Origin of the sequence: Microcystis sp. M083S1 (assembly GCF_020246405.1) — a bacterium.
Lineage (GTDB): Bacteria > Cyanobacteriota > Cyanobacteriia > Cyanobacteriales > Microcystaceae > Microcystis > Microcystis aeruginosa_C.
Window position 1 is genome coordinate 20,110 of the sequence record NZ_JADBTB010000027.1, and the last position, 20,360, is coordinate 40,469.

The 20,360-nt window shown below is 43.4% G+C and carries 20 protein-coding genes; 11 read left to right on the top strand and 9 right to left on the bottom strand.

The annotated features are described in order from the left end of the window. Positions 1 to 17: 17 nt before the first annotated feature. The 4 genes from nrtS to IM450_RS02465 are packed head-to-tail and all read right to left on the bottom strand — an operon-like array spanning position 18 to position 2,408. Positions 18 to 269 (bottom strand): nitrate/nitrite transporter NrtS, encoded by a 252-nt coding sequence (nrtS, locus tag IM450_RS02450; RefSeq protein WP_287669429.1) that lies wholly within the window; start codon positions 267 to 269, stop codon positions 18 to 20. 3 nt (positions 270 to 272) lie between these two features. Then, the gene (locus IM450_RS02455; RefSeq protein ID WP_002804048.1) at positions 273 to 836 is read right to left on the bottom strand and encodes a GUN4 domain-containing protein; all 564 of its coding nucleotides are present in this window, start codon (positions 834 to 836) and stop codon (positions 273 to 275) included. A 53-nt stretch (positions 837 to 889) separates the two neighbouring features. Next, on the bottom strand, positions 890 to 2,020 hold the full coding sequence (locus tag IM450_RS02460) for a CO2 hydration protein (protein WP_287669432.1): 1,131 nt from the start codon (positions 2,018 to 2,020) through the stop codon (positions 890 to 892). Positions 2,021 to 2,051: 31 nt separating this feature from the next. Beyond that, positions 2,052 to 2,408, bottom strand: coding sequence for a DUF1823 family protein (locus IM450_RS02465; protein ID WP_002804042.1), 357 nt, complete (start codon positions 2,406 to 2,408; stop codon positions 2,052 to 2,054). A 197-nt stretch (positions 2,409 to 2,605) separates the two neighbouring features. On the opposite strand from IM450_RS02465, the gene IM450_RS02470 reads away from it, so the two are divergent. From IM450_RS02470 to IM450_RS02480, 3 genes are all read left to right on the top strand, one after another. Further along, positions 2,606 to 3,499, top strand: a complete 894-nt coding sequence (locus IM450_RS02470; RefSeq protein WP_287669435.1) for a DMT family transporter — start codon at positions 2,606 to 2,608, stop codon at positions 3,497 to 3,499. A 484-nt stretch (positions 3,500 to 3,983) separates the two neighbouring features. Next, positions 3,984 to 4,478: a type 4 pilin gene (locus tag IM450_RS02475; protein WP_287669437.1), complete on the top strand. Its 495-nt coding sequence runs from the start codon at positions 3,984 to 3,986 to the stop codon at positions 4,476 to 4,478. After that, a complete protein-coding gene (locus IM450_RS02480) occupies positions 4,456 to 5,118 on the top strand; it encodes a pilus assembly FimT family protein (protein WP_287669439.1) in 663 nt (220 codons plus the stop codon). Before IM450_RS02475 ends, IM450_RS02480 begins: the two co-directional genes overlap by 23 nt. 152 nt (positions 5,119 to 5,270) lie before the next feature. Here the strand turns inward: IM450_RS02480 and IM450_RS02485 are convergent, their stop codons facing one another. Further along, entirely contained in the window at positions 5,271 to 5,654 is a 384-nt protein-coding gene (locus IM450_RS02485; protein ID WP_002804032.1) for a hypothetical protein, read from the bottom strand. 84 nt (positions 5,655 to 5,738) lie between these two features. On the opposite strand from IM450_RS02485, the gene hslO reads away from it, so the two are divergent. The 5 genes from hslO to IM450_RS02510 all read left to right on the top strand — a co-directional run bounded on the left by hslO (position 5,739) and on the right by IM450_RS02510 (position 13,967). Continuing rightward, positions 5,739 to 6,653, top strand: a complete 915-nt coding sequence (gene hslO, locus IM450_RS02490) for an Hsp33 family molecular chaperone HslO (protein ID WP_287669442.1) — start codon at positions 5,739 to 5,741, stop codon at positions 6,651 to 6,653. Positions 6,654 to 6,716: 63 nt separating this feature from the next. Further along, positions 6,717 to 8,672 carry a chromosome segregation ATPase gene (locus tag IM450_RS02495; protein WP_287669444.1) on the top strand — a complete coding sequence of 652 codons (1,956 nt, stop codon included), beginning with the start codon at positions 6,717 to 6,719 and terminating at the stop codon, positions 8,670 to 8,672. Between the two features lie 456 nt (positions 8,673 to 9,128). After that, a complete protein-coding gene (locus IM450_RS02500; RefSeq protein WP_002804028.1) occupies positions 9,129 to 10,340 on the top strand; it encodes a pentapeptide repeat-containing protein in 1,212 nt (403 codons plus the stop codon). A 110-nt stretch (positions 10,341 to 10,450) separates the two neighbouring features. Beyond that, positions 10,451 to 12,109: a Ppx/GppA phosphatase family protein gene (locus IM450_RS02505; RefSeq protein ID WP_287669447.1), complete on the top strand. Its 1,659-nt coding sequence runs from the start codon at positions 10,451 to 10,453 to the stop codon at positions 12,107 to 12,109. A 208-nt stretch (positions 12,110 to 12,317) separates the two neighbouring features. Then, positions 12,318 to 13,967, top strand: coding sequence for an alpha/beta hydrolase (locus tag IM450_RS02510; protein WP_287669450.1), 1,650 nt, complete (start codon positions 12,318 to 12,320; stop codon positions 13,965 to 13,967). Positions 13,968 to 14,077: 110 nt separating this feature from the next. Here the strand turns inward: IM450_RS02510 and IM450_RS02515 are convergent, their stop codons facing one another. Both IM450_RS02515 and IM450_RS02520 read right to left on the bottom strand, forming a co-directional pair. After that, positions 14,078 to 14,368, bottom strand: coding sequence for a DUF3082 domain-containing protein (locus tag IM450_RS02515; RefSeq protein WP_002804024.1), 291 nt, complete (start codon positions 14,366 to 14,368; stop codon positions 14,078 to 14,080). A 53-nt stretch (positions 14,369 to 14,421) separates the two neighbouring features. Next, entirely contained in the window at positions 14,422 to 16,689 is a 2,268-nt protein-coding gene (locus IM450_RS02520) for a GspE/PulE family protein (RefSeq protein WP_287669453.1), read from the bottom strand. A 320-nt stretch (positions 16,690 to 17,009) separates the two neighbouring features. Here IM450_RS02520 and IM450_RS02525 point away from each other — a divergent pair, with 320 nt between their 5' ends. Next, on the top strand, positions 17,010 to 17,204 hold the full coding sequence (locus tag IM450_RS02525) for a hypothetical protein (RefSeq protein ID WP_002804018.1): 195 nt from the start codon (positions 17,010 to 17,012) through the stop codon (positions 17,202 to 17,204). Between the two features lie 26 nt (positions 17,205 to 17,230). On the opposite strand, the gene IM450_RS02530 is transcribed toward IM450_RS02525, so the two are convergent. Then, a complete protein-coding gene (locus tag IM450_RS02530) occupies positions 17,231 to 17,647 on the bottom strand; it encodes a DUF1816 domain-containing protein (protein ID WP_002804017.1) in 417 nt (138 codons plus the stop codon). A gap of 503 nt (positions 17,648 to 18,150) precedes the next feature. On the opposite strand from IM450_RS02530, the gene IM450_RS02535 reads away from it, so the two are divergent. After that, positions 18,151 to 19,263, top strand: a complete 1,113-nt coding sequence (locus IM450_RS02535) for a sensor histidine kinase (RefSeq protein ID WP_002804016.1) — start codon at positions 18,151 to 18,153, stop codon at positions 19,261 to 19,263. A gap of 142 nt (positions 19,264 to 19,405) precedes the next feature. Here the strand turns inward: IM450_RS02535 and IM450_RS02540 are convergent, their stop codons facing one another. Then, the gene (locus IM450_RS02540; RefSeq protein ID WP_287669458.1) at positions 19,406 to 19,960 is read right to left on the bottom strand and encodes a hypothetical protein; all 555 of its coding nucleotides are present in this window, start codon (positions 19,958 to 19,960) and stop codon (positions 19,406 to 19,408) included. Between the two features lie 123 nt (positions 19,961 to 20,083). Here IM450_RS02540 and IM450_RS02545 point away from each other — a divergent pair, with 123 nt between their 5' ends. Further along, the gene (locus IM450_RS02545) at positions 20,084 to 20,356 is read left to right on the top strand and encodes a DUF1345 domain-containing protein (RefSeq protein ID WP_287669460.1); all 273 of its coding nucleotides are present in this window, start codon (positions 20,084 to 20,086) and stop codon (positions 20,354 to 20,356) included. Positions 20,357 to 20,360 lie beyond the last annotated feature (4 nt).

A 20,360-nucleotide genomic window follows, 5' to 3' on the forward strand; every position in this document is an offset into this window, starting at 1 on the left:
AGGTATATTCATTGCCTTTATTGCTGGGATTTTTTCGGCCACTGCTGACGGCGATAACTGCTATACTGCCCATGAACATTGACCAGATAGGGAACTAGATAAGTCAGTGATGCCGCCATCCAGCGATCGCTTGTCATGCGGCCGCTGATTATAGCATAACCGTGGTTAATTGTCAATAAAATTGTCCCCACTACTACAGCCACTCTTATCCCGGTGGGGGCAAATTGGGGGGACAATAAAGCCCGAAAATAGCCGATAATTCCTTTCATTGCCTATAAATCGCACTCTATCAGGCGAGTAAAACAAAAAGTCACCATTTTTAACCCGTAGGGAGACTTCCACCAGAGAGCGGGAAAACAGCCTTCTGGAGCTGCTAGACTAAAATCCCAGTGATCATAATCATCGATACGCCACTGCTCTTTATCGCGCCATCCTACCAATTCCCCAAATTTTCTAATCGTTTCCGCGTCTTGGGTACGCAGGGTGTTAATATCACCCCCGGCGGCAAAATATAACTTCACCTGATTGCTAAAACCGAAATGATCGCCGCTATAATTTTTCCAAAGGCGATCGAGTACTCGAATCACATTAACGGGAAACCGCATCATATCCTCTGGGGTTAAAGTATCGCGGGTTCTGCCAGCAGTTTCGAGGATAACTCGGAGAGTTTCTGCGTCTGCTTCCCTAAAGTTACCCTCAGCTAGGAATTGCTGTAATTTACCATAGCGCTCGATGTCCGGTACTAACATCTGCCGCGCTTCGATGAGGGCAACCCGTTCGCTTAAAGATTGCAATTGAGCTAAAATATCCTGAAGTTGGACGTTAATATCTGACATAAATGTAAGGGGGTTTGTTGACTGCAAAAATTACCGATTTATCGGCAGAATAATTATTGATTTACCGATTCTAATCTTGACTTGACAAAGCGATTCATCCATGCTTCTAGATAGATGCGATTGGCTTTTTGTTCTTTTAAATCTGTGGTAGTTAAAGGGTAAGGTGCTAATCCTTGAATGGCTGCCGTTGTTACACAAAACATCGACTTTTGAAAAGTTTCGCAAATCTGGACTAATAAATCTTCCTCTTGACGAAAACTCTTTTTATAAATGTCGTGCAGATAATCTGGTAAAAAGTGACGCATATCCTGCATTAATAGTGTGGGAGGAATCCCTGCACCTCCGATGGGTAAAGGATCTGCATACAAAGCACCATAGGCAAACATTCCTTGATCGTAGGGAATTTGATAGGCTTGGGCATTATAGGAAATTGTACCGGGGAAAGGTGTTCCGCGAAAGAAAACCGCCTCAACGTAGGGGATTGCCGTATCCGCAAGAAAGGTTAATCCTGCCGATTTGGGGATAAGATCATAGGTTTGTCCTTTGATTTTTACTTGATAGACAATTGCTTGACTAGCATTATCGACTAAATTTTTCTTAATGTGTGCCACCACTTCGGGAATACTGGTAATTTTTCCGGCATCGTAGAGATCGGATAAACTTAAAAAAGTATCGGCCATAATTCGCCAAAATTGACCTAAACCGCTATAGTAGGCCATCATTCGCATTTGTTCTGGCAAAAATTCAGGGAAGGCTTTATTTAAAATTAAAACTAGGGGATTATTCCTAAATTTAGCTTGAATAACCTTGGCTGTCACTTCCCGAAAAGCGGCACCATCTACATAACTATCTAAACCACCCCCACCATGCCAAAACATGGCTTTCATACAGTATTCAGCATACTCAAAATTAATGCGATCATGCCACCAGTGTTGTAGTAATTTCTGCCAAGATACTTGACCATTAAAATATTTAAAGAAAGGGAAAAAAACCAAAAACTGATTTTCCGCAATATAAATTAAATTTTTGGAATAAGCATCTAACACCACTCCGTAACTTTTCAGGATACCCACTACCTCGATCAAATTCTGGGGAGTATCTTTTAACAATGCTTCCCCAGCAGTGAGACGCTCAATATAGGATGCTAGGGGATGAGAGGAGGACTTGACAGGGATAGTAACCATGCTAGAAGCTTGATAAAATAACTTTCCTCATCTATTTTAACCCATAAAAGCACAACCAATTGGCAGCGGTGGCACGGCGAGTCATGCGGGGATTGAATTCGCCAATTTTATAACCAGTAAACCCCAATTTATCTTTTAATAATTGTTTATTTTCTGGCAAGATCGATCGAGTTAATTTGACTGTTGGGGGACGATTGGCAATAAAATCTGGGGGTTCGGGATATTCACAGCGCCAATCTTCCTCTACTTGACTATTATCCCATTTTCCTTGACTTTCATCGTAGCGATAACCTAAACTTTGCCAGACTAATTTATTAACGGTTTCGTCGTCAATTTCATCGTTAATAATCGCCCAAATTGTCTCTATATTTAATTCTGGTAGTTCCATAGATCAAGTAAATGGGTGATGGGGTGTGGGGTGTGGGGTGTGGGGTGTGGGGTGTAGGGTGTGGGGTGTGGGGTGTGGGGTGTGGGGAGAATAAATAAAATAATCTCCTATCTCCTGACTCCTGATAACTGACAAGGTTAACGGCTAAAATAACTGGTAAACAACATCATTTATCTTTGCGCCTAACCTAGCCTATTTTGCCCCCTTCTAACGCCAAAATTATTTTTATCTTAACTATCGGTGTGGTGTCGGTTTCTGCATCGGCAATTTTTATCCGGTTAGCGATCGAAGCGGTAGGTAATGCTACGATCGCATTTAGTTTATTTTTAGCGACTTCCCGTCTGATCTTGGCTTCTGTTGTCCTAATTCCGAACTGGTTGACCTTATCACGCCAAAAAGTCCCTATTAAAGCCTATTATTACGCAGTGGGGGCAGGATTTTGTTTAGCTCTCCATTTTGCTACTTGGATTACTTCTCTATCCTACACCTCGATCGCCGCTTCTACCACTTTAGTCACTACTAATCCCCTCTGGGTTTCCCTGTTGGGTTGGTGGTGGTTTCGAGAAAAACCGACTAAATTAACCTTTATCGGCATTTTTGTGGCTCTAACGGGGGGATTATTGATTGTTTTAGCCGATCGAGATCTCAGTAGTTCTTATCCTAACCCTTTATTGGGCAATAGCTTGGCTTTAATTGGGGCAATTCTCGTTAGTGGTTATATTCTCCTCGGACGGGAAGCACAAAGAAAGGGCTTAAATATTAAGAATTATATAACTGTAGCCTACACTACCGCAGGATTAGCCTTATTACCTTCTGTTTTTTTATTTGGTCAAGATTACGAAAGCTATCCCTTATCCGTGTATGTTTATGTGTTAATGATGGCGATTTTTCCGCAATTAATCGGTCATACTAGCTTTAACTGGGCTTTGCGATGGGTAGCACCGACAATAGTAACGATGGTAATTTTATTAGAGCCAATCGCCGCTAGTCTGTTAGGAGTGTTCATTTTTGGTGAAATACCAGCCCAAGAAGTCATTTATGGCGGATTAATTCTATTAATCGGCGTAGGCATTGCTATTTTAGGCGGATAAGCTGTTAGTGTATCTAATATTACTGGTTAAGTGTAATCTCGATCGCCGCTTGTGATCACAGACAAAAGCTAGATTAGTGTACAATGCTAACTGAATGAGAGTTTAAGTAGGTAGGTCTTAAAAACTTGCGGATGCCCCCCTTATCAAGGGGGGATTAAGGGGGGATCAGCACCCCCTTATCAAGGGGGGATTAAGGGGGGATCAGCACCCCCTTATCAAGGGGGGATTAAGGGGGGATCGGCACCAAAATCCATCTTCAATTTAATTATAACCAGCTACTTAGACAATCTGACTCACTTGAGAAATAGCGTTTGCGGGGAATTAATTTCCTGACTAAAATTAGAAATATCCGATTATCTTGTTACTCTGTAGTTGAGATATAAAAAAGCCAGTAGTTTTCAGGAAAAACTGGGGGGGTTGAAAAGTGAAATCAAAAGGAAAGGCGATACAGACAAAACTGTCATCATCCGAGTCGGGTTTCTCGATGTTAGAAGTGATAATTGCCATTTTAACTATTGCCGCCTTCTTAACAGTAACCCTAGAGTTAATGGCATTCACTGCCTTATATAAAGTTCGGGCAGAAAGACAGGCTCAAGCTAACTTTTGGATACAAGAAGATTTTGAGGATGTCAAATATTTAGCTTCGACTTTAGATGATAGCTCCAGTTATGTCAGTCCAGATGTGTGTACACAGGGTTATGCCACAGCCTTAAGAAGACAACTAACGGCTACTCCCCCCCCCACCACCCCTATACCGACGGAAAAATTAGTGGCGACAAGAACAATTGTCGGTAAAAAATATTCTCTCTTTCGGACTTTTAATATTACTAACCAATCGGCTAATCCCCATCGTCTCCGTATTGATTATCAAGTCCAATTAGCAACAGGTCAAATTGCTGACGATTACCGTAACCAAGAAAATGTTATTGCCAGAAGTTCTGTTGAGGTGATTCCCGATGCGTCGTTTAAATGTCCATAAAAATCAGGGTTTTACCCTGTTAGAAATTTTGGTAGCTTTGGCAATTATGGGAATTCTTGCCGCCTTAACTGGACCTAATTTATCAGCTTGGTTAAATAGCAATAAAGTCAAAGAAGCCACCGATGTTATACAATTAGCCCTAGAGGATGCCCAAAGACAAGCTATCCGTCGAGAGAGAATTTGCACAATTAATTTTACTAACCAGACTGGTACTAATCCCACGGTTTACTCGCAAATAACCGCCAGTGAAGCAGGTTGTTTAGTGGCGATTAATGATAAGGCGAGTCCCTTGATTCCACCAGGACTATTGCCAAAGAATGCTAACGAGCGCTCCTTAAGTCTGCCGCAGGAAATATTTATGGTGGTGAATAATTTTCCCACCCTGGGTAGCAGTCCGGGGATTCGCTTTTCCTTTCGGGGTCATGTGCCAGATTTAACCTTTGTTCCGCCAGAAGATCAAGCGATAATCGTATTATATCCCGCCGCCAATGCCACCGCCGATCCCTATCCCAACCAAGAAAGAAAATGTCTAGTTATCGCTTCTATGCTAGGAATAATTAAACAAGGCACTTATAATGGAACTTCTCTAAGTAACCTCGATGCTCGTCAATGTGAAATCCGTCTCGATGGAACGAACTGAACCCTAATCAGTTATCAGTTATCAGTTATCAGTTATCAGGTGTGAGTTATCAGTTATCAGGTGTGAGTTATCAGTTATCCGTTAGCAGATGTGAGTTTTTAGTTTACTGATTACTGTTCACTGTTCACTGATTACTGATTACTGTTCACTGATTACTTTTGATTGCTCAGAAATAGTCGTAATTTCAATAAACTGAGAGTTTGACCGAGATTGAGGGGAAGGAGAGAAATGCCTTCTAAACGGGATTGTAACCAACCATCGCCCCAATACCATTCGTGATAGCCATCGATACCTTGACTCAAAAGCAAGCGTAAACACTGGTCATCGGCCGATAAAACCTGATGTTGTACGGGAATTAAACCTAACCAAGAGGTAAAAGTCAAACCTTCCTCTAATTTATCGGGTAGATTAGGCGAGAGCATTTGCGGCCACAGCCATTGACGGAGATGAGCAGTTTTGAGCAAACTATCCCGGATAGCCTGTTCACTGGCCGAGATTTCGATACGCAGCTGACTTTGTTGAAAATTGCCGAACATATTATTGTCTGATAATTTTTGTTAAGTTAGTTAAAGAATAACCAAAAATCGGGACAGCGTTTTCCAAGGATAACAGTAAGTAGTATGGCAGATAAATTAATCCGCGCCACGGCCGCCGATGGGGGAATTAGAGTAGTAGGAGTGATTACCACCCGTTTAACCGAAGAAGCTCGCCAAAGACATCAATTATCTAACGTAGCCACCGCCGCTCTCGGTCGCACGATGGCATCGGCTTTACTCCTGGCTTCCAGTTTAAAAAAACCCGGTTCTAGGGTCAATATTCGCATTAAAGGCGATGGACCCCTGGGGGGTGTTTTAGTTGATGCGGGACTCGATGGCACGGTGCGGGGTTATGTGGACTATCCCCAGGTGGAATTACTCCCCAATGCGAAGGGTAAATTAGATGTGGGTCGCGCAGTGGGTAACAAGGGTTATGTGCGAGTCTTACGCGAAGAAAAAGGCGAGGGGAGAAATGAACTTCAAGAAAGCATCGTCGAGATAGTTTCTGGGGAAGTGGGGGAAGATATCGCCTACTACCTGGACCAATCGGAACAAATTCCCTCCGCTTTGCAAGTGGGGGTTTTTGTCGGTACGACCACAGGAGTAACGGCAGCTGGGGGAATTTTATTACAAGTTCTCTCCAAAGAAGCATCCCGGGATGAGGTCTTAGTGGCCCGTTTAGAGTCGAGATTGCGAAAATTAACGGGATTTACGCCCCTTTTACGCGCAGGAAAAGGACTAGAAGATATTTTTCAGGAACTTCTCGGAGATATGGGTCTAGAAATTTTTCCGGCTGTGCAGCTGCTGCGTTTTGATTGTGATTGTTCTTTTGAACGGGCCCTAGGAGCTTTAAAATTCCTCGGGGTCGATGAATTAAAAGACATTATCGAAAAAGATAAACAAGCGGAAGCCATCTGTGAGTTTTGTCGGGAAGTGTATAATGCCAACGAGACACAATTAATCGAATTAGTCCAGTCTCTACAGGCTGAATCTTGCTGAGAAGTCGGGCAATGAGCGCCATTAGGGTAAAATCTATCTAAAATACCTGTCGGGGAGTCGTGAATGTTTAAAGGAAAAGAATTAACCAAAAATCTAGTCAAACGAGAATCGATTGACTCCCTGACTCGTTGGCCAGAGAAAACTAAATCTTTTCTTTTTCTCTTTTGGTACCGATACCAGCATCGTTTCACCTGGAAAGTTTGGGCGGCTTTATTTGTGGTGGTCTTTGGCGGTGTTGGCTTTCTCGCCACTTGGCAGTTATTCAATATGCAGAAGTCGCCCAATTGCCCGAAAATCTTCTGGCCTGTCGCTTCTGCCTCCCTGCGTCTCTACTGCGCTCAACTTTCCGCCGATAGTCGCACCGTGGCAGGTTTACTCGAAGCAATTGCCCTAGTGGAAGCTTTACCCGAAGACCATCCCTTACGCTCGCAAGTTAATCAACAGGTGGAAGAATGGGCGCGAGATATCCTGAATTTGGCGGAAAAAGACTATCAAGCGGGAAATTTAGAGCAAGCAATCGCTAAAGCTCGTCAAATCCCCAATAATATGGCAGTAGCGGCAATTATTGAAGAAAGAATCGCTAAGTGGCAAGGAACTTGGGCGGAAGGCAACGAGATATTAAGCAAACTAGAGGAAAATCTCCGTGCTTCCAACTGGAATCAATCTTTCCGTCTAGCAGTGGATTTATTAAACTTAAATAACGAATATTGGGCAACGGTTAAATATAATGAAGCGCTCGCTAAAATTACCGTCGCCCGGGAAGATAGCAGTAAATTAGATAATGCCTTTAATCTCTTTGCCCGGGGCGGTCTCGACCATTGGTTCAAAGTCATCGAAGAAGCTAGAAAAATTCAAGCCAGCAGTTATGCCTATCAGGAGGCACAAAAATTAATCGGGAAAACCGAGGATAAACTAAAAGAATACGCCGAAAGATTAATTGAGCGGAAGCAATGGCAAGCTCTCCGGGATTTGGCTAACCAAACCCCCAAAGACCTCAAAATTAAAGAAGATGTCAGCGATTGGTCTATCTTGTCGGAAGCGGCCTTAGATGCGGAAGCTGGCACGGTGGACGGATTGGAAGCCGGCATACTGGGACTAGAAAAAATCGACCCTTCTCGACCCCTCCATCAAACGGCCCTGGCTATGAGGGAGCGCTGGCAGTTACAGGTACAGGATATAAGAATACTGTCTGAGGCTAGAGATTTAGCACAAGCAGGTACAATCGAGCAGTATAGCGCCGCTATCGCGAAAGCGGGCGAGGTTCCCCGGAATAATCCCCTCTGGTCGCAAGCACAGCAGGAAATTGGCTCTTGGAATCGTCAAATACAAGTCATAGAAGACCAGCCGATTTTAGAACGGGCCCAAGAAATTGCTCTCCCCGGCGATATTAATTCCCTCAGTAACGCTATTATTCAGGCCCGGGCTATTGGTAAAAATCGGGCCCTATACCGAGATGCCCAACGGGAAATTGGCAACTGGCAAGTGCGGATTGAACGCATGGAGGATCAACCTATTTTAGATCAGGCTCAAGCTTTGGCCAATCTCAAAGACTATAGCACAGCCATCGAAACTGCCAATCAAATTCCTCCCGGTCGCGCTCTTTCCTCGGAAGTTTCCCAAAATATCCGTCGTTGGCGCCGAGAGTTGCAGGCCCGTCAAAATCTCCAGCAGGCTAATCAATTAGCAGCGACGGGAACCCCAGAAGGTTTAACCCGGGCGATTGCTTTAGTTACCAATATTTCCACTACAACCGATGCGGGTGTGCAACGGAGTGAATTGCTGGAACGTTGGAGTTATCAGCTTTTGTCTTTAGCCACGGACCAAGCTAATAATGGCCGTTATCTGGAAGCTATTCGCCTTGCTGAATCCGTATCCCGGGAAAGTACCGCCTACAGTTCGGCTCGCTCCCAAATGCAAGGCTGGCGCAATATTCTCCAACCCCCGGCCCCACCGCCAATAGTTGAATCGACTCCCCTTTCCCCAGAGTCCCCGATAGAAACACCAAGTCCGGGTCAATAATCAGTTTTAGAGGCTGTTTTTGCGGTGTATTACCCCTAAAAAAGTCCCTCATCCCTATTGGTCTGTCCAGTTAAATCTGTACTATACTAAATCCTGTTTACAAGGTATAGGAGGGCGGGGGAGCGGGGAGAAACAATCCATAACTTGGGAGTTCATCGCACTATTAAAAACCGACTTAGTATAAATTGCCAAAAAATACCCAAGCCAATTTTTAAAAGATAATAAGTAGGTAGGCGTTAAAAATTATCAAACACCCCCCTTATCAAGGGTGGATTAAGGGTAGGGTTGATTCATGAATCAACCCTACTATGAATCAACCCTACTATGAATTAACCCTACTATGAATTAACCCTAGGGATGAAGGGGGGATAAATCTTCAATTTAATTATAACCACTTACTTAGGTGTTATGAATTAAATTAATCAATCAAGCAAAAAACATATCTCCGTAATTTCTATGAGAGCAAGTGAGGTAGTGGATTTATATGCCAAAGGGAAACGCGATTTTACAGGAGTAAAATTAAAAGGACAGTGTTTTCACGGAAAGAATTTATCGGGGGCTAATTTTAGTCAAGCAGATCTCCGTGGCACTAATTTTCAAGGGGCTATTTTAGAGAGAACTAAATTTACCGAGGCCAGGGCAGGATTACTAAAGCGCGGTCGGCTACAATTAATTTTAATTTCTTGGTTAATAGCGGCTGTCTGCGGCTATCTGTGGGGATTAGCTGGTTATTATCTAGCTTTAATGCTGGTGACAGATGTAACCGAATTTAAAATCATTGGTGCGGTGATAATCACGATTTTATCCCTAATTTATGGAAGATTTTATCGTCAACGAGTTGGGGGATTGCCCTTAGTTTTATCCTTAATTTTTGGCCAAGCAATAAGTTTTATTCTAGCAATTTTTATCAGCTTAATTTTAACTTTATTAACAGTAATTATCCTAGCTTTTCAAGGAGCATTAGCAGGGATAGCCGTGATGAATGGAACTTTTTCTATAGCTTTGATGGTTGGGGTTTGTGGTACTTTATTCACCGCGTATCTGGCCTGGTTATCCCTAGAAGAATCGGGAGAAACGATCACGAAATCCATGGCAATTGCTTTTTTAGCCAGTAAAGGTACAAATTTTTGCGGGGCAAATCTTAAAGAAGCCGATTTCACGGGAGCGCAGTTAAAAGCCACTGATTTAAGGGCAAAAGATTTAACTAGAACTCGATTTTATCTGGTATCGGGCATCGAGCGAGCGCGTTGGGAAAAGACAATTCTGGACGAAGTTGCGATTAGAAATCTTCTGGTTACTGGTCAAGGGGAAAATAAAGCTTATATTGGCTATAATTTTCGTGGACTGAATCTCTACGGGTTTAACTTCAAAAATGCCAACCTGACTAGGGCAAATTTCAGCGAGGCAAATTTAGCCTACGCTAATCTAGAAGGGGCAAATTTAGCCCATAGTAACGTGATGAGAGCCAATTTACAGGCAGCCACCCTGACGGGTGCTTGTATCGAAGCTTGGAAAATCGCCGAAAATACCAATCTAGAAGGGGTTGATTGTGATTATATCTATTTAGTCGAGTCCGAAGGAGAGCGCCGTCCCAGGGAGGGAGAATTTGGGGAAGGGGAATTCCGACAATTGGCCCTGGAGCAGCGAAAATTGTATATTGACGAATAGGATAACTGCTAGACAAAGCTAAAATTGCGGCGCCGAGGCGGACAATTAGAGGGATAATAAGACCAGCCCTAACACCTATCCCCCGACTGGTAACTGATCACTGATAAGCGATGGTGAATATTTCTAATCAAGTTATACCCAATCGGGGACTAGCGCCCCAGGCAAAAGCGTCCGATGTCCAAATCCTAGCGGCGATCGATATTGGTACGAATTCGGTTCACATGGTAGTGGTGAAAATTGAACCGTCTTTACCTGCTTTTACGATTATTGCCCGAGAAAAGGATACAGTCCGTCTGGGCGATCGAGATAGGAAAACTGGTAAATTAACCCTAGCGGCCATGGAAAGAGCGATCGCCGCTTTAAAACGCTGTCACGATCTAGCTATTAGTCTCCACGCGGATCAGATTATTGCCGTTGCCACCAGCGCCACCCGGGAAGCGGCCAACGGCGACGAGTTTTTGGCTTTAATCGAGAAAGAAGTCGGTATTTCTGTAAATCTCATCTCCGGACAGGAGGAAGCTCGCCGGATTTATCTCGGTGTCGTCTCGGGAATGGATTTCCAAAATCAAGCCCATATTATTATCGATATTGGTGGTGGTTCCACGGAATTAATCTTAGCTGATAGTCAAGAAATTCGCTTTCTTAGTAGTACCAAAATCGGCGCGGTGCGTTTGAGCCAAGATTTCATCACTACCGATCCCATTAGTACCACAGAATTAGCCTATTTAAGGGCATACACCAGGGGAATGTTGGAGCGAGCAGTAGAGGAAATTAAACATCATTTACAGGTGGGAGAAGTGCCGCGTTTAGTGGGAACTTCTGGCACGATCGAAACTTTGATGACTATCCATGCTTTGGAGAAATTGGGTGAAATTCCCAATCCTTTAAATGGTTATCAATTAACCCGCAAAGATGTCAAAGAATTGGTCAAACGTTTCGCCGCTTTGGACTATAACCAAAGACTGGCAATTCTGGGGATGTCCGATAAACGGGCCGAGATAATTCTAGCTGGTTCGATCGTGCTTTTGGAAGCGATGACCATGTTAGATGTTGATAAGTTAGTTCTCTGTGAAAGGGCCCTGCGAGAAGGGGTGATCGTCGATTGGATGCTGACGCACGGTTTAATTGATAATCGGTTACTTTATCAGAGTGAAATCCGTCAGCGCAGTGTCTTGAAAATAGCGAAAAAGTATCAAGTTAATTTAGAATCTGCTGAGAGAATAGCGACATTTTCCTTGTCTTTGTTCGAGCAAACCCAAGCACAATTACATTCTTGGAATCAGGAGGCTAAAGATCTATTATGGGCGGCGGCAATTTTACATAATAGTGGTTTATATGTTAGTCATGCTGCCCATCATAAACATTCCTATTATTTAATTCGTAATGGTGAACTGTTGGGCTATACGGAAATAGAGTTAGAAGTTATCGCTAATATCGCCCGTTATCACCGCAAAAGTAAACCGAAGAAAAGGCACGATGATTTTATGAAATTAACTGAATACTATCAGTATATGGTCAGACATTTAAGTGCTATACTGCGCTTGGCTGTGGCTTTAGATCGGCGACAAATAGGAGCGATTAAAAAGATTGAATGTAAGTACGATCCTGAATATAGAACCCTACATCTGCATCTTTTTCCCAATAATGCTGAAGATGATTGTGCTTTAGAATTGTGGAGTTTAGACTATAAAAAACCTGTTTTTGAGGAAGAATTTGGGGTGAAAGTGGTGGCAACTTTGGCATTTTTACCCTTAAACCATGAGCGTTGATCGGTTATCCCCGACTACCGCCGGTAGCTTAAAATCGGCAAGATTGGAATTTTCGAGACTTTTTACCTATTATTCTAGGTCAAGATTATCGATCGAGGTAAATTGATAATTTTTGTTGATAGTCAAGCAGGAAAACCGTTAAAAACTGCGAAGTTACTGTTATAATCCAGGGGGAATAGGAACGCAGAAAGAAAAGGAGTAGAAAAACTTGTTGCAATTAGCTAAAATTGGTCGCTTGATCGCTCTTGGTTGCTTAGGAACGATACTGACTAGCTTTCCTGTCCTCTCGGCCGAGAGAATCACTTTTATCTTACCGCCCTTTAGTCGTACCCTAGAAATTAGTTCCCTAGAAAAGTTCGCCAAAACTGGCAGAATTGACGCTAATCTAAGACAATATTTAGGTAATACAACCGCCGAACAACAAAGAGAATTTCGGCAAGCTTTAACCACAAGTAAAGAAATTAATCCCGTCCTGATCTCGCGCTTTTTTAACACCACAATGGGGGAAGATATCCTCAACCTTTTAGGGGAACTGATCACTATTCAAGGGGGGATTAATGGTAAATTCGCCCTGCGTTCTGCCCTAATTAAATCAGCTTTTGAACCGGGAGGGGTAACTATTCTTAACCTGCTGCGTAATCTGCCCACTAATATGCAGATTGATGTGACAAGAGTGCAAAGATTAGCTAGGGCGATCGATGTCGTCCTGAAAGCCACCACAGTATTCACGGAAAAGGTGGCGCAATTATCCTTAGAAGAAGCTAAAAAGGCTGGTGAAATTAATTTTACCGCCATGACCGACCCTCGACAACCGGGACCGCGACAAGTAGAACAAATGCGGCTGGATTTAACCGATGGCCGTCGTCAGAGGGAACTTTATCTGATCATTGTGAAACCCAAGGGGCAATTAACCCAGAAAACCCCCGTTATCGTCTTTTCCCACGGTTTAGCTTCCCGTCCCGAAGATTTTCTCCGACAAGCGGAACACTTGGCCAGTTACGGTTATCTCGTCGCCATGCCCCAACACCCCGGCAGTGATACCCTACAGGTGCAGAATCTGCTCGCCGGTTTATCGCGGATGGTTTTTTATACCAACGAATTTGTCAATCGTCCATTGGACATATCTTTTGTGATCGATGAATTGCAAAGACGCAACGCTAGGGAATTTCAGGGGCAATTAGATTTAGATAATGTGGGAGTTGCTGGACATTCCTTCGGCGGTTATACAGCCTTAGCTGTAGGTGGAGCGACGATCGATTTCGAGAATTTACAACGGGACTGCCAAAGAAGATTAGCTTTTCTCAATGTCTCCCTCTTGCTGCAGTGTCGTGCTTTGGATTTACCCCGAGAAAAATACAACTTTCGCGATCCGAGAATAAAAGCGATTTTTGCGGTTAATCCGTTTAATTGGAGTATTTTTGGCTCTAAAGGACTAGCTAAGATCGAAATTCCCACTTTTGTAGTCGCAGGAACCTACGATCCCGCTACCCCCGCTATTTTTGAACAGGTGCGCTCTTTTCCCCTCCTCAATACCGAAAATAAGTATTTAGCTCTGATTGAAGGTCAAGCTCACGTTGATTTTTCGGTACTAGATGCGGGAATTAACGAAGCGATCGAATCCGTAGCCGATCTTACCCTGCCCGCACCATATCTGATCGATAGTTACGCCCATTCCCTATCTTTGGCCTTTTTTGAGGTGTATATTCGCAAAAACCCCGGCTATAAACCTTTTTTACAGGCGGCCTATTCCCAATATCTCAGTCAAGGCCAGGAGTTTAGATGTTTTCTGATTACCCGCGCCTCCTCGGCCGCTTTAGAACAACTCATCGAAGATTTTATCGCTCAAAATGTCCGTTAATCAGTTATCAGTTATCAGTTATCAGTGATCAGTAAACTGATCACTGATAAGCTCCCCACTTCCCCACTTCCCCACTTCCAATTCATCATTCATAATTCATAATTCATAATTTATATTTGTTGAGGGCGTTTAAGGAGTAATTGGATAGCCAAAAGAATTAAACCAATGGTGACAAAAACAAAAATAAAGGTTCCTAGAGAAGCTAAACCAAAAACTAAAGTCCGGACAGCACTGCCAATTCTCAAGGCGATCGAACTGTGAGCAACCATTGGTTTTGAGTAAAAAGAATGACCGATCGCTGCCGTGAGATAATAGAGAATTGTCCCCAGTGCTGCCGAAATTGCCGCACCAACCAAACAGCGAGTGGGAGTAACTTTCTTGGTTTCTAATTCTGTGGTCATTACTTTTTAGTTCTCAAATATTGTCCAGCTTAAATTTTAATTCTTTTCCCCGACTAGAACCAAGGATCGAGGACGGAAGGAAAAGAGGTATTGACTTCCGAGGAGACGATCAGATACTGATTTGCGTCTAGTTCCCGTTTTAACTGTTCCCAATCGCCGGGGTCGGTTAACTTCTCATAAACAGGGGCAGCGGAAACGATCATTTCCTTATCCGATGACCGGTTTTGGGAAGGAAGAACTGAATTAGTCAAATCAGGCAACTCCTGGCCGAGAATAGTCGGATTTGCGCTCTCAGGGGAAGCTGTGGGCGAATTTAGGCTAATTTCCCGCTTTAGTGACTGTAATTCACGGTTGAGAGCCTGTAATAACTGCTCGATCGCCTCGATTCTCCCGAAAACATCCGGGGGAATCTCAGGATTATTGGCAGCAGAGAGGGAGGGTAAAGTTAATTGATCAGCCATGACACGCTCGATTTCCTCTAGGGTAGTATAACCTTGGCCGACTAATTCTAAACCGTAGGCGAGGAGAGACTTGAATCCTGCCTGTGTTGCCGCTTTTTTGAGCATATCGGCGGATTTATTCTCAGCGATGCAAGTTTTCAGGTCAGGGGTAATCGTGATTACTTCAAAGACCCCAATCTGGGACTGATAACCGATGCCGTGACAATGACGGCATAATCTGCCTTTTTCCCGCGCTTGGATGATTTCTTCGGCAGTGAGGGAATTAGCTTTATAAAAGCTGTATTGAGCAGCTTGGGCGGGAGAAAGACCAAATTTAGCTAATTCTTCTCTTTTTGGCTGATGTTTCAGCCGACAAACTGGACAAACCCGTCGCACCAGTCTTTGATTGATCACTCCAATTAGGGTATCAGCCACTAGGGCCGGCTCCGCTAACTGATTGAGGCGAGCGATCGCGGCAAAGGCATCATTGAGGGGTAAACTAGAAATAACTAAATTTCCGGTCAAAGCCGCTTCTAGGGCATGGGCAAGGGTGGAAGAATCCGCCAAGCGATCGATGCCGATGATATCCACATCTTGATTCCGGAAAGAGGGCAAAATCGATGCATAATCTCCACCTTGACCATCAGCGATTTCCACTTGGGTAATACCGTTAAGGCCGCGTTCGATCGAGGTTTCTAGGGTAGCGATATTAACCCCACGCCGGTTTCGATGGGCTAGTACAGAATAGAAACTGGTGGAACAGCCACCTCTGGCCGGTGCGGTGAGCAGAATTAACCCCGCCTGGCACTCGATCATGGTGCCTACCAGTTTACAGGTTTCTTGGCTAGTAATCAACTCATCGAGGGGCCAAAGTGGGGATCGAGAATCAAAAACCCGCAGGAGAATTTTTTCTCCCTGTTGACGGGGTAGGGTGTGGAGACGAAAATCTATTTTGCGACCGGAAAAAGTTGTGGTCATTTTTCCCTGTTGGGGTCGCGATTTCTCGCTGACATCGAGGTTAGCCAGAATTTTTAACCGTGAGATAATCGCCGGGGTCGCTTCTGGAGAAATCGGTTCCCAGGCAGAACGCAGGAGACCATCTTGGCGAAAACGCACAGTTAATTGATTTTCTTGGGGTTCTAGGTGAATTTCCGTCGCTTTGCTTTCAATGGCTTGAACAAGGATATTATTAACCACACTGATGATCGTCCCTTGATTGGCCTGTTGAACCACTCCTAGATCCTCGTCGGCTAATTCGCGGTTGAGATGGGACAGAGATTGGGAATCTTCAAAAATATCGGTTATGTCAACTCTGTTCTCTAGATCTTGTTCTTGGGGAAGAAGATGGCCAGATGGGGCTTCTTCTTGACGATAACGATAGATTTCGACCAATTTCTGGTAATCTGCCCGATCAATGACACGACGCTCAAACTGCAATTCTTTATCCCGGAGGATACGACGTAAATCATCGAGAATTTCCTGATTAGCGGGATCCACCATGGCTAGGTGAAGGACATTGGCAGCGGATTGCTGTTTTTGTAGGGGCAGGATCTTATAACGACGGCAAATTTCAAAGGGAAGGACTGTGCGAAACAGATTCTCGATTTCTCTCCAGTCGATTGTCTCAATTTCAGGGTCAAGATATTCTACTCCATACTTGGCTTTTAATTTTGACAGTTGTTCGAGTCGGCAGTATGCCAGTGCCTCTTTGGGTAAAGGACGACCGGTGATCAGGGGTAAAATTGCCAGTAGAGATAGATGACTTTTCTGCTTCTGGATTATTGCCTTTTGTAGTTGCGGGATAGTGATATAACCCGATTGCACTAACTTTTGGACAAAGGAAGGCAGGTTGGTCTGAGGTTTCTCGTTTGCTGATGACATGGAATAGAGCCAGTTAATATTGTACAGCCCACTACTCTATTATGCCCATTTTCTCACCGCAGCCAACAGGCGGAGGATTTTTTGGCGGCAAGGGGCAATGGGCAATAGGCAAGAGAAAGAAAATTTATCGTCGGCTACTTAGCAAGGATTGATAGTGAACACTCATTGTATATTAATAAATATAAATAAATATGAAGTAATTTAATTTTCAAGAAGAATGAACCCGATCTTTTTTAGGATGGGGGTAAAACTGATTTTCAATTTCTCAGGTTGAAAGATGAATCCAGATTAAGCTATCTGAACCATAAGAGGACAAGCCAATGTTTGAAGATTTTACCTATATTACCGATGAGGCTTTTTTAGAGAATTATTGGTGGGAAGAACAAATTATCTGTCCCCACTGCCAAGGCAAGGGAAGAATCTATCTAGAGACGGAGAATGAATCCGTCCCCTGTAAATTCTGTCAAGGTAAAGGCATTATTAAACGAAAACAGGAGGAAATTAACTATTCCTAAAAATCTGTATAATTAGATACCATAAATTAAAAATATTCTTGAGTTAAAACCTCGGGCTGACATTGTTTAATTTCGCTGTTAATTCCCACGGCGGATTCCGATTGTAGGTCTTCGACATAACCGGATTGATGGGACAAAGCTTCAGAAAAACTCTCAAACGGACCGAAATAATAGAGACATTTCGGCTGACCGGTAGTGATCTCTACCCACCAGGGTTGGGGGGGTAAACTAGGCTTGATCGAGACAGTTTCTGGGTCAAGAGGCTTTATACTGAGAATCTTGGCACCTTGGCGCAGGAGGCGCTGTGTTTCTTGACTCATGCGGCTTTTAGGTATTCGCAGGACTGTTCGGGAGAAGCGTTGAGGCAAAGAGCCAGAAGAACCCGAAAAAACAACTTCATAGAGAAATATTTGATTCTCTCCCTGATTATTAGCCTCTAGCATACAGAAAAGATTCTCTTTTTGGGGTAAGGGTTAAAAAAACAGACGCTACTTTGAGCAGATGACTCAAGCAAAATCATCTCCTAACAGAGTAGCGCATCTTGATACGATAGCATAGAGCGGCAAAAAGTTAAGTTTTGACCTACTCTCCCCTCACAGCATAGCTTAACGGGAGATTGTTAAACCGAGAAATCATGAGCGAGGGTTAGCCATCCCTGAAGATATCTATGAGGATTTTTTCTCTCGTCAGTTTATTCAAGATGCTGTAGCCGAATATATAGCATTTATCTTAATGGTGAGGTACAAAGTTTTCGTTTTTTGGAGTCGGTTGTCAATGCCAAATCCTGTTATACTTCATCTTCATGATAAATATAGTCATTTCCGATAAGTCTGATACAGTCTAGACCGACAAAATCCTTAGGAACTCTGGGATTGATATTCTCAATCTTAATTTAAATGACTATACTGTCAATAACATTGACAACAAATAGAGTTTTTAAACAAATATGCAGCCACCAAAATTAAGCTTAGGAACCAGATTATTTTTATCGCATCTCCTCGTTATGGTGGTGGGATTAAGTAGCTTTATTATCATTGCTAAATTATCTTCTCCGCGAATGTTTGTTTTACGTTTGGAACAGTTAGAAAGGCAGGGATTTTTTACCGTGCGCTCGGCGAGAACTTTCTTGGTTAGGGGTTTTGAGACGGCTTGGGATAGTAGTGCCATTTGGTCATTCATTGCGGGAGGAAGTACGGCTGGTTATCTGAGTTTTTTGGTTTCTCAACGCATTATGAAACCGGTAAAACAAATGAAACAAATCACTAAAAATTTTGCGGAAGGGGATTTATCGGCGAGAGTTCCAGAAAGCGAAATCCCAGAATTAAATCAATTAGCCATCAGTTTTAATCAGATGGCGATTAGTTTAGCTGATGTGGAAAAACGTCGCCAGGAATTAATCGGTGATCTTACCCACGAATTACGCACCCCTTTAACTGTGGTAAGGGGATATTTAGAAGAATTAGCCGATGGTGCGATCGAACCTAATCCAGAACTTTATCAGAAATTAGTGAAAGAAACCCGCCGGTTAGAACGTTTAACCCACGATCTACAGGAGCTATCGCGAGCGGAATCTGGTTATCTCTCGATTAAACTGCAACCTGTTAATTTATTAACTTTGTTAAATTCTCTTATCGAAAAATTTGCCGATCAATTATTAGAAGATGGACCGACTTTACAGTTAGATTGTCCCCCCAATTTACCATCTGTCATGGCCGATCCCGATCGCCTCGAACAAATTTTAGTTAATCTGCTCGGTAATGCCATTCGTTACACCGATCAGGGTGCAATTACCCTGCAAGTGACAAGGGACAAAAATCGCCTACAAATTGCCGTTATCGATACGGGAATCGGCATCGCAGCAGAGGATTTACCCTTTATTTTCGAGCGCTTTTGGCGGGCTGATCGTTCTCGTTCCCGTTATTCTGGGGGTAGTGGTATCGGTTTAGCGATTACCCGTCGTTTAGTGGAATTACACCAAAGTCAAATGGAGGTAGAAAGTGAATTAGGTAAAGGCAGCACTTTTCGTTTTTACCTAGCAATATCTCCGAATTGGGAGTAGGGGTTTTTTCAGTGATCAGTAAACAGTAATCACTAAGGGGAGAGGGGAGAAGGGAGCGCCGGACTTGGAAGAGGGAGTTTGAGCATTTGTACTAAAATATCTAAGGGGTAGTTTAAATGCAGTATAACTGATAACGAGATGACTATTCAGGAGAAGACAAGTCGCGGAAAATCTGGCTGGCGATGGCTGCACTCCGGCGAATTTGTTCAATTTCGGAAAGACTTTGCCAATCTTCGGTTTCTATAGTGGTTTCGCTCTGGCCATTACGCATAGTATAGGCGTAGGGACGGGCAAAAACCTCTAAATCTTCTGGAGACCATTGGGGAAAAAGCTTGCTAAGACAAACAACAAGGCGATCAAAGTCATCTAATTGACTATTAACTAGATTTTCAGCACTTTCTACTAGACGATTTAAATATTCGGCTGGCAGTAAAGAGGCAAATTTATCAAAGATATTAGACCGGGATGAAACGGAAACTGTCGGGAATTTTTGGTGTAAACTGCTAAAGAATCTATGAGCTTGTGCCTCGATCGCCGTCGCTTCTAGTCCTTCACACAGAGAAAAAGGCGTTTCCGTGACGTCTAAGGGATCATTACTCTCAACAGCGGTTACATCCCAGGGATAGGTGACTTCTTCTTCGATCAGGATTGCCAGAAGTTCCGCGGTAATCTGTTCGGATAGGGATAAATGGCCCATAAATAACGCTCCATATTTTGGCCTTTGTGATGCTCAACGAGTAACTACATCTCGGTTTTGACAATTCCCGAAGCTTGCTACGGCGTTTTATTGACTGGTGTGACTAGATGATTTTACTAACTTTTGCTGACATTTGGTCAATTGATCTACAGCCAAGAATATGCAGTGCGCTACTATGATGATGGTAAAGGCCTAGTTTTTCTCGATTGCGATCGACCTAATTGGACGGAATTTCCCTGTCAAGGTTTTTGTATGGCGGCTTGTTATCAAACCTCCGATACAAGTATTAATAGTACGGCAAGGCGGCGGCTGGTAGCAACCCACGGGATGCCTTCCTATTTTTTATCCGTCTCGATTATTGCTATTATTTTGGGAATGATTGGTAATTTACTCTAAGCCA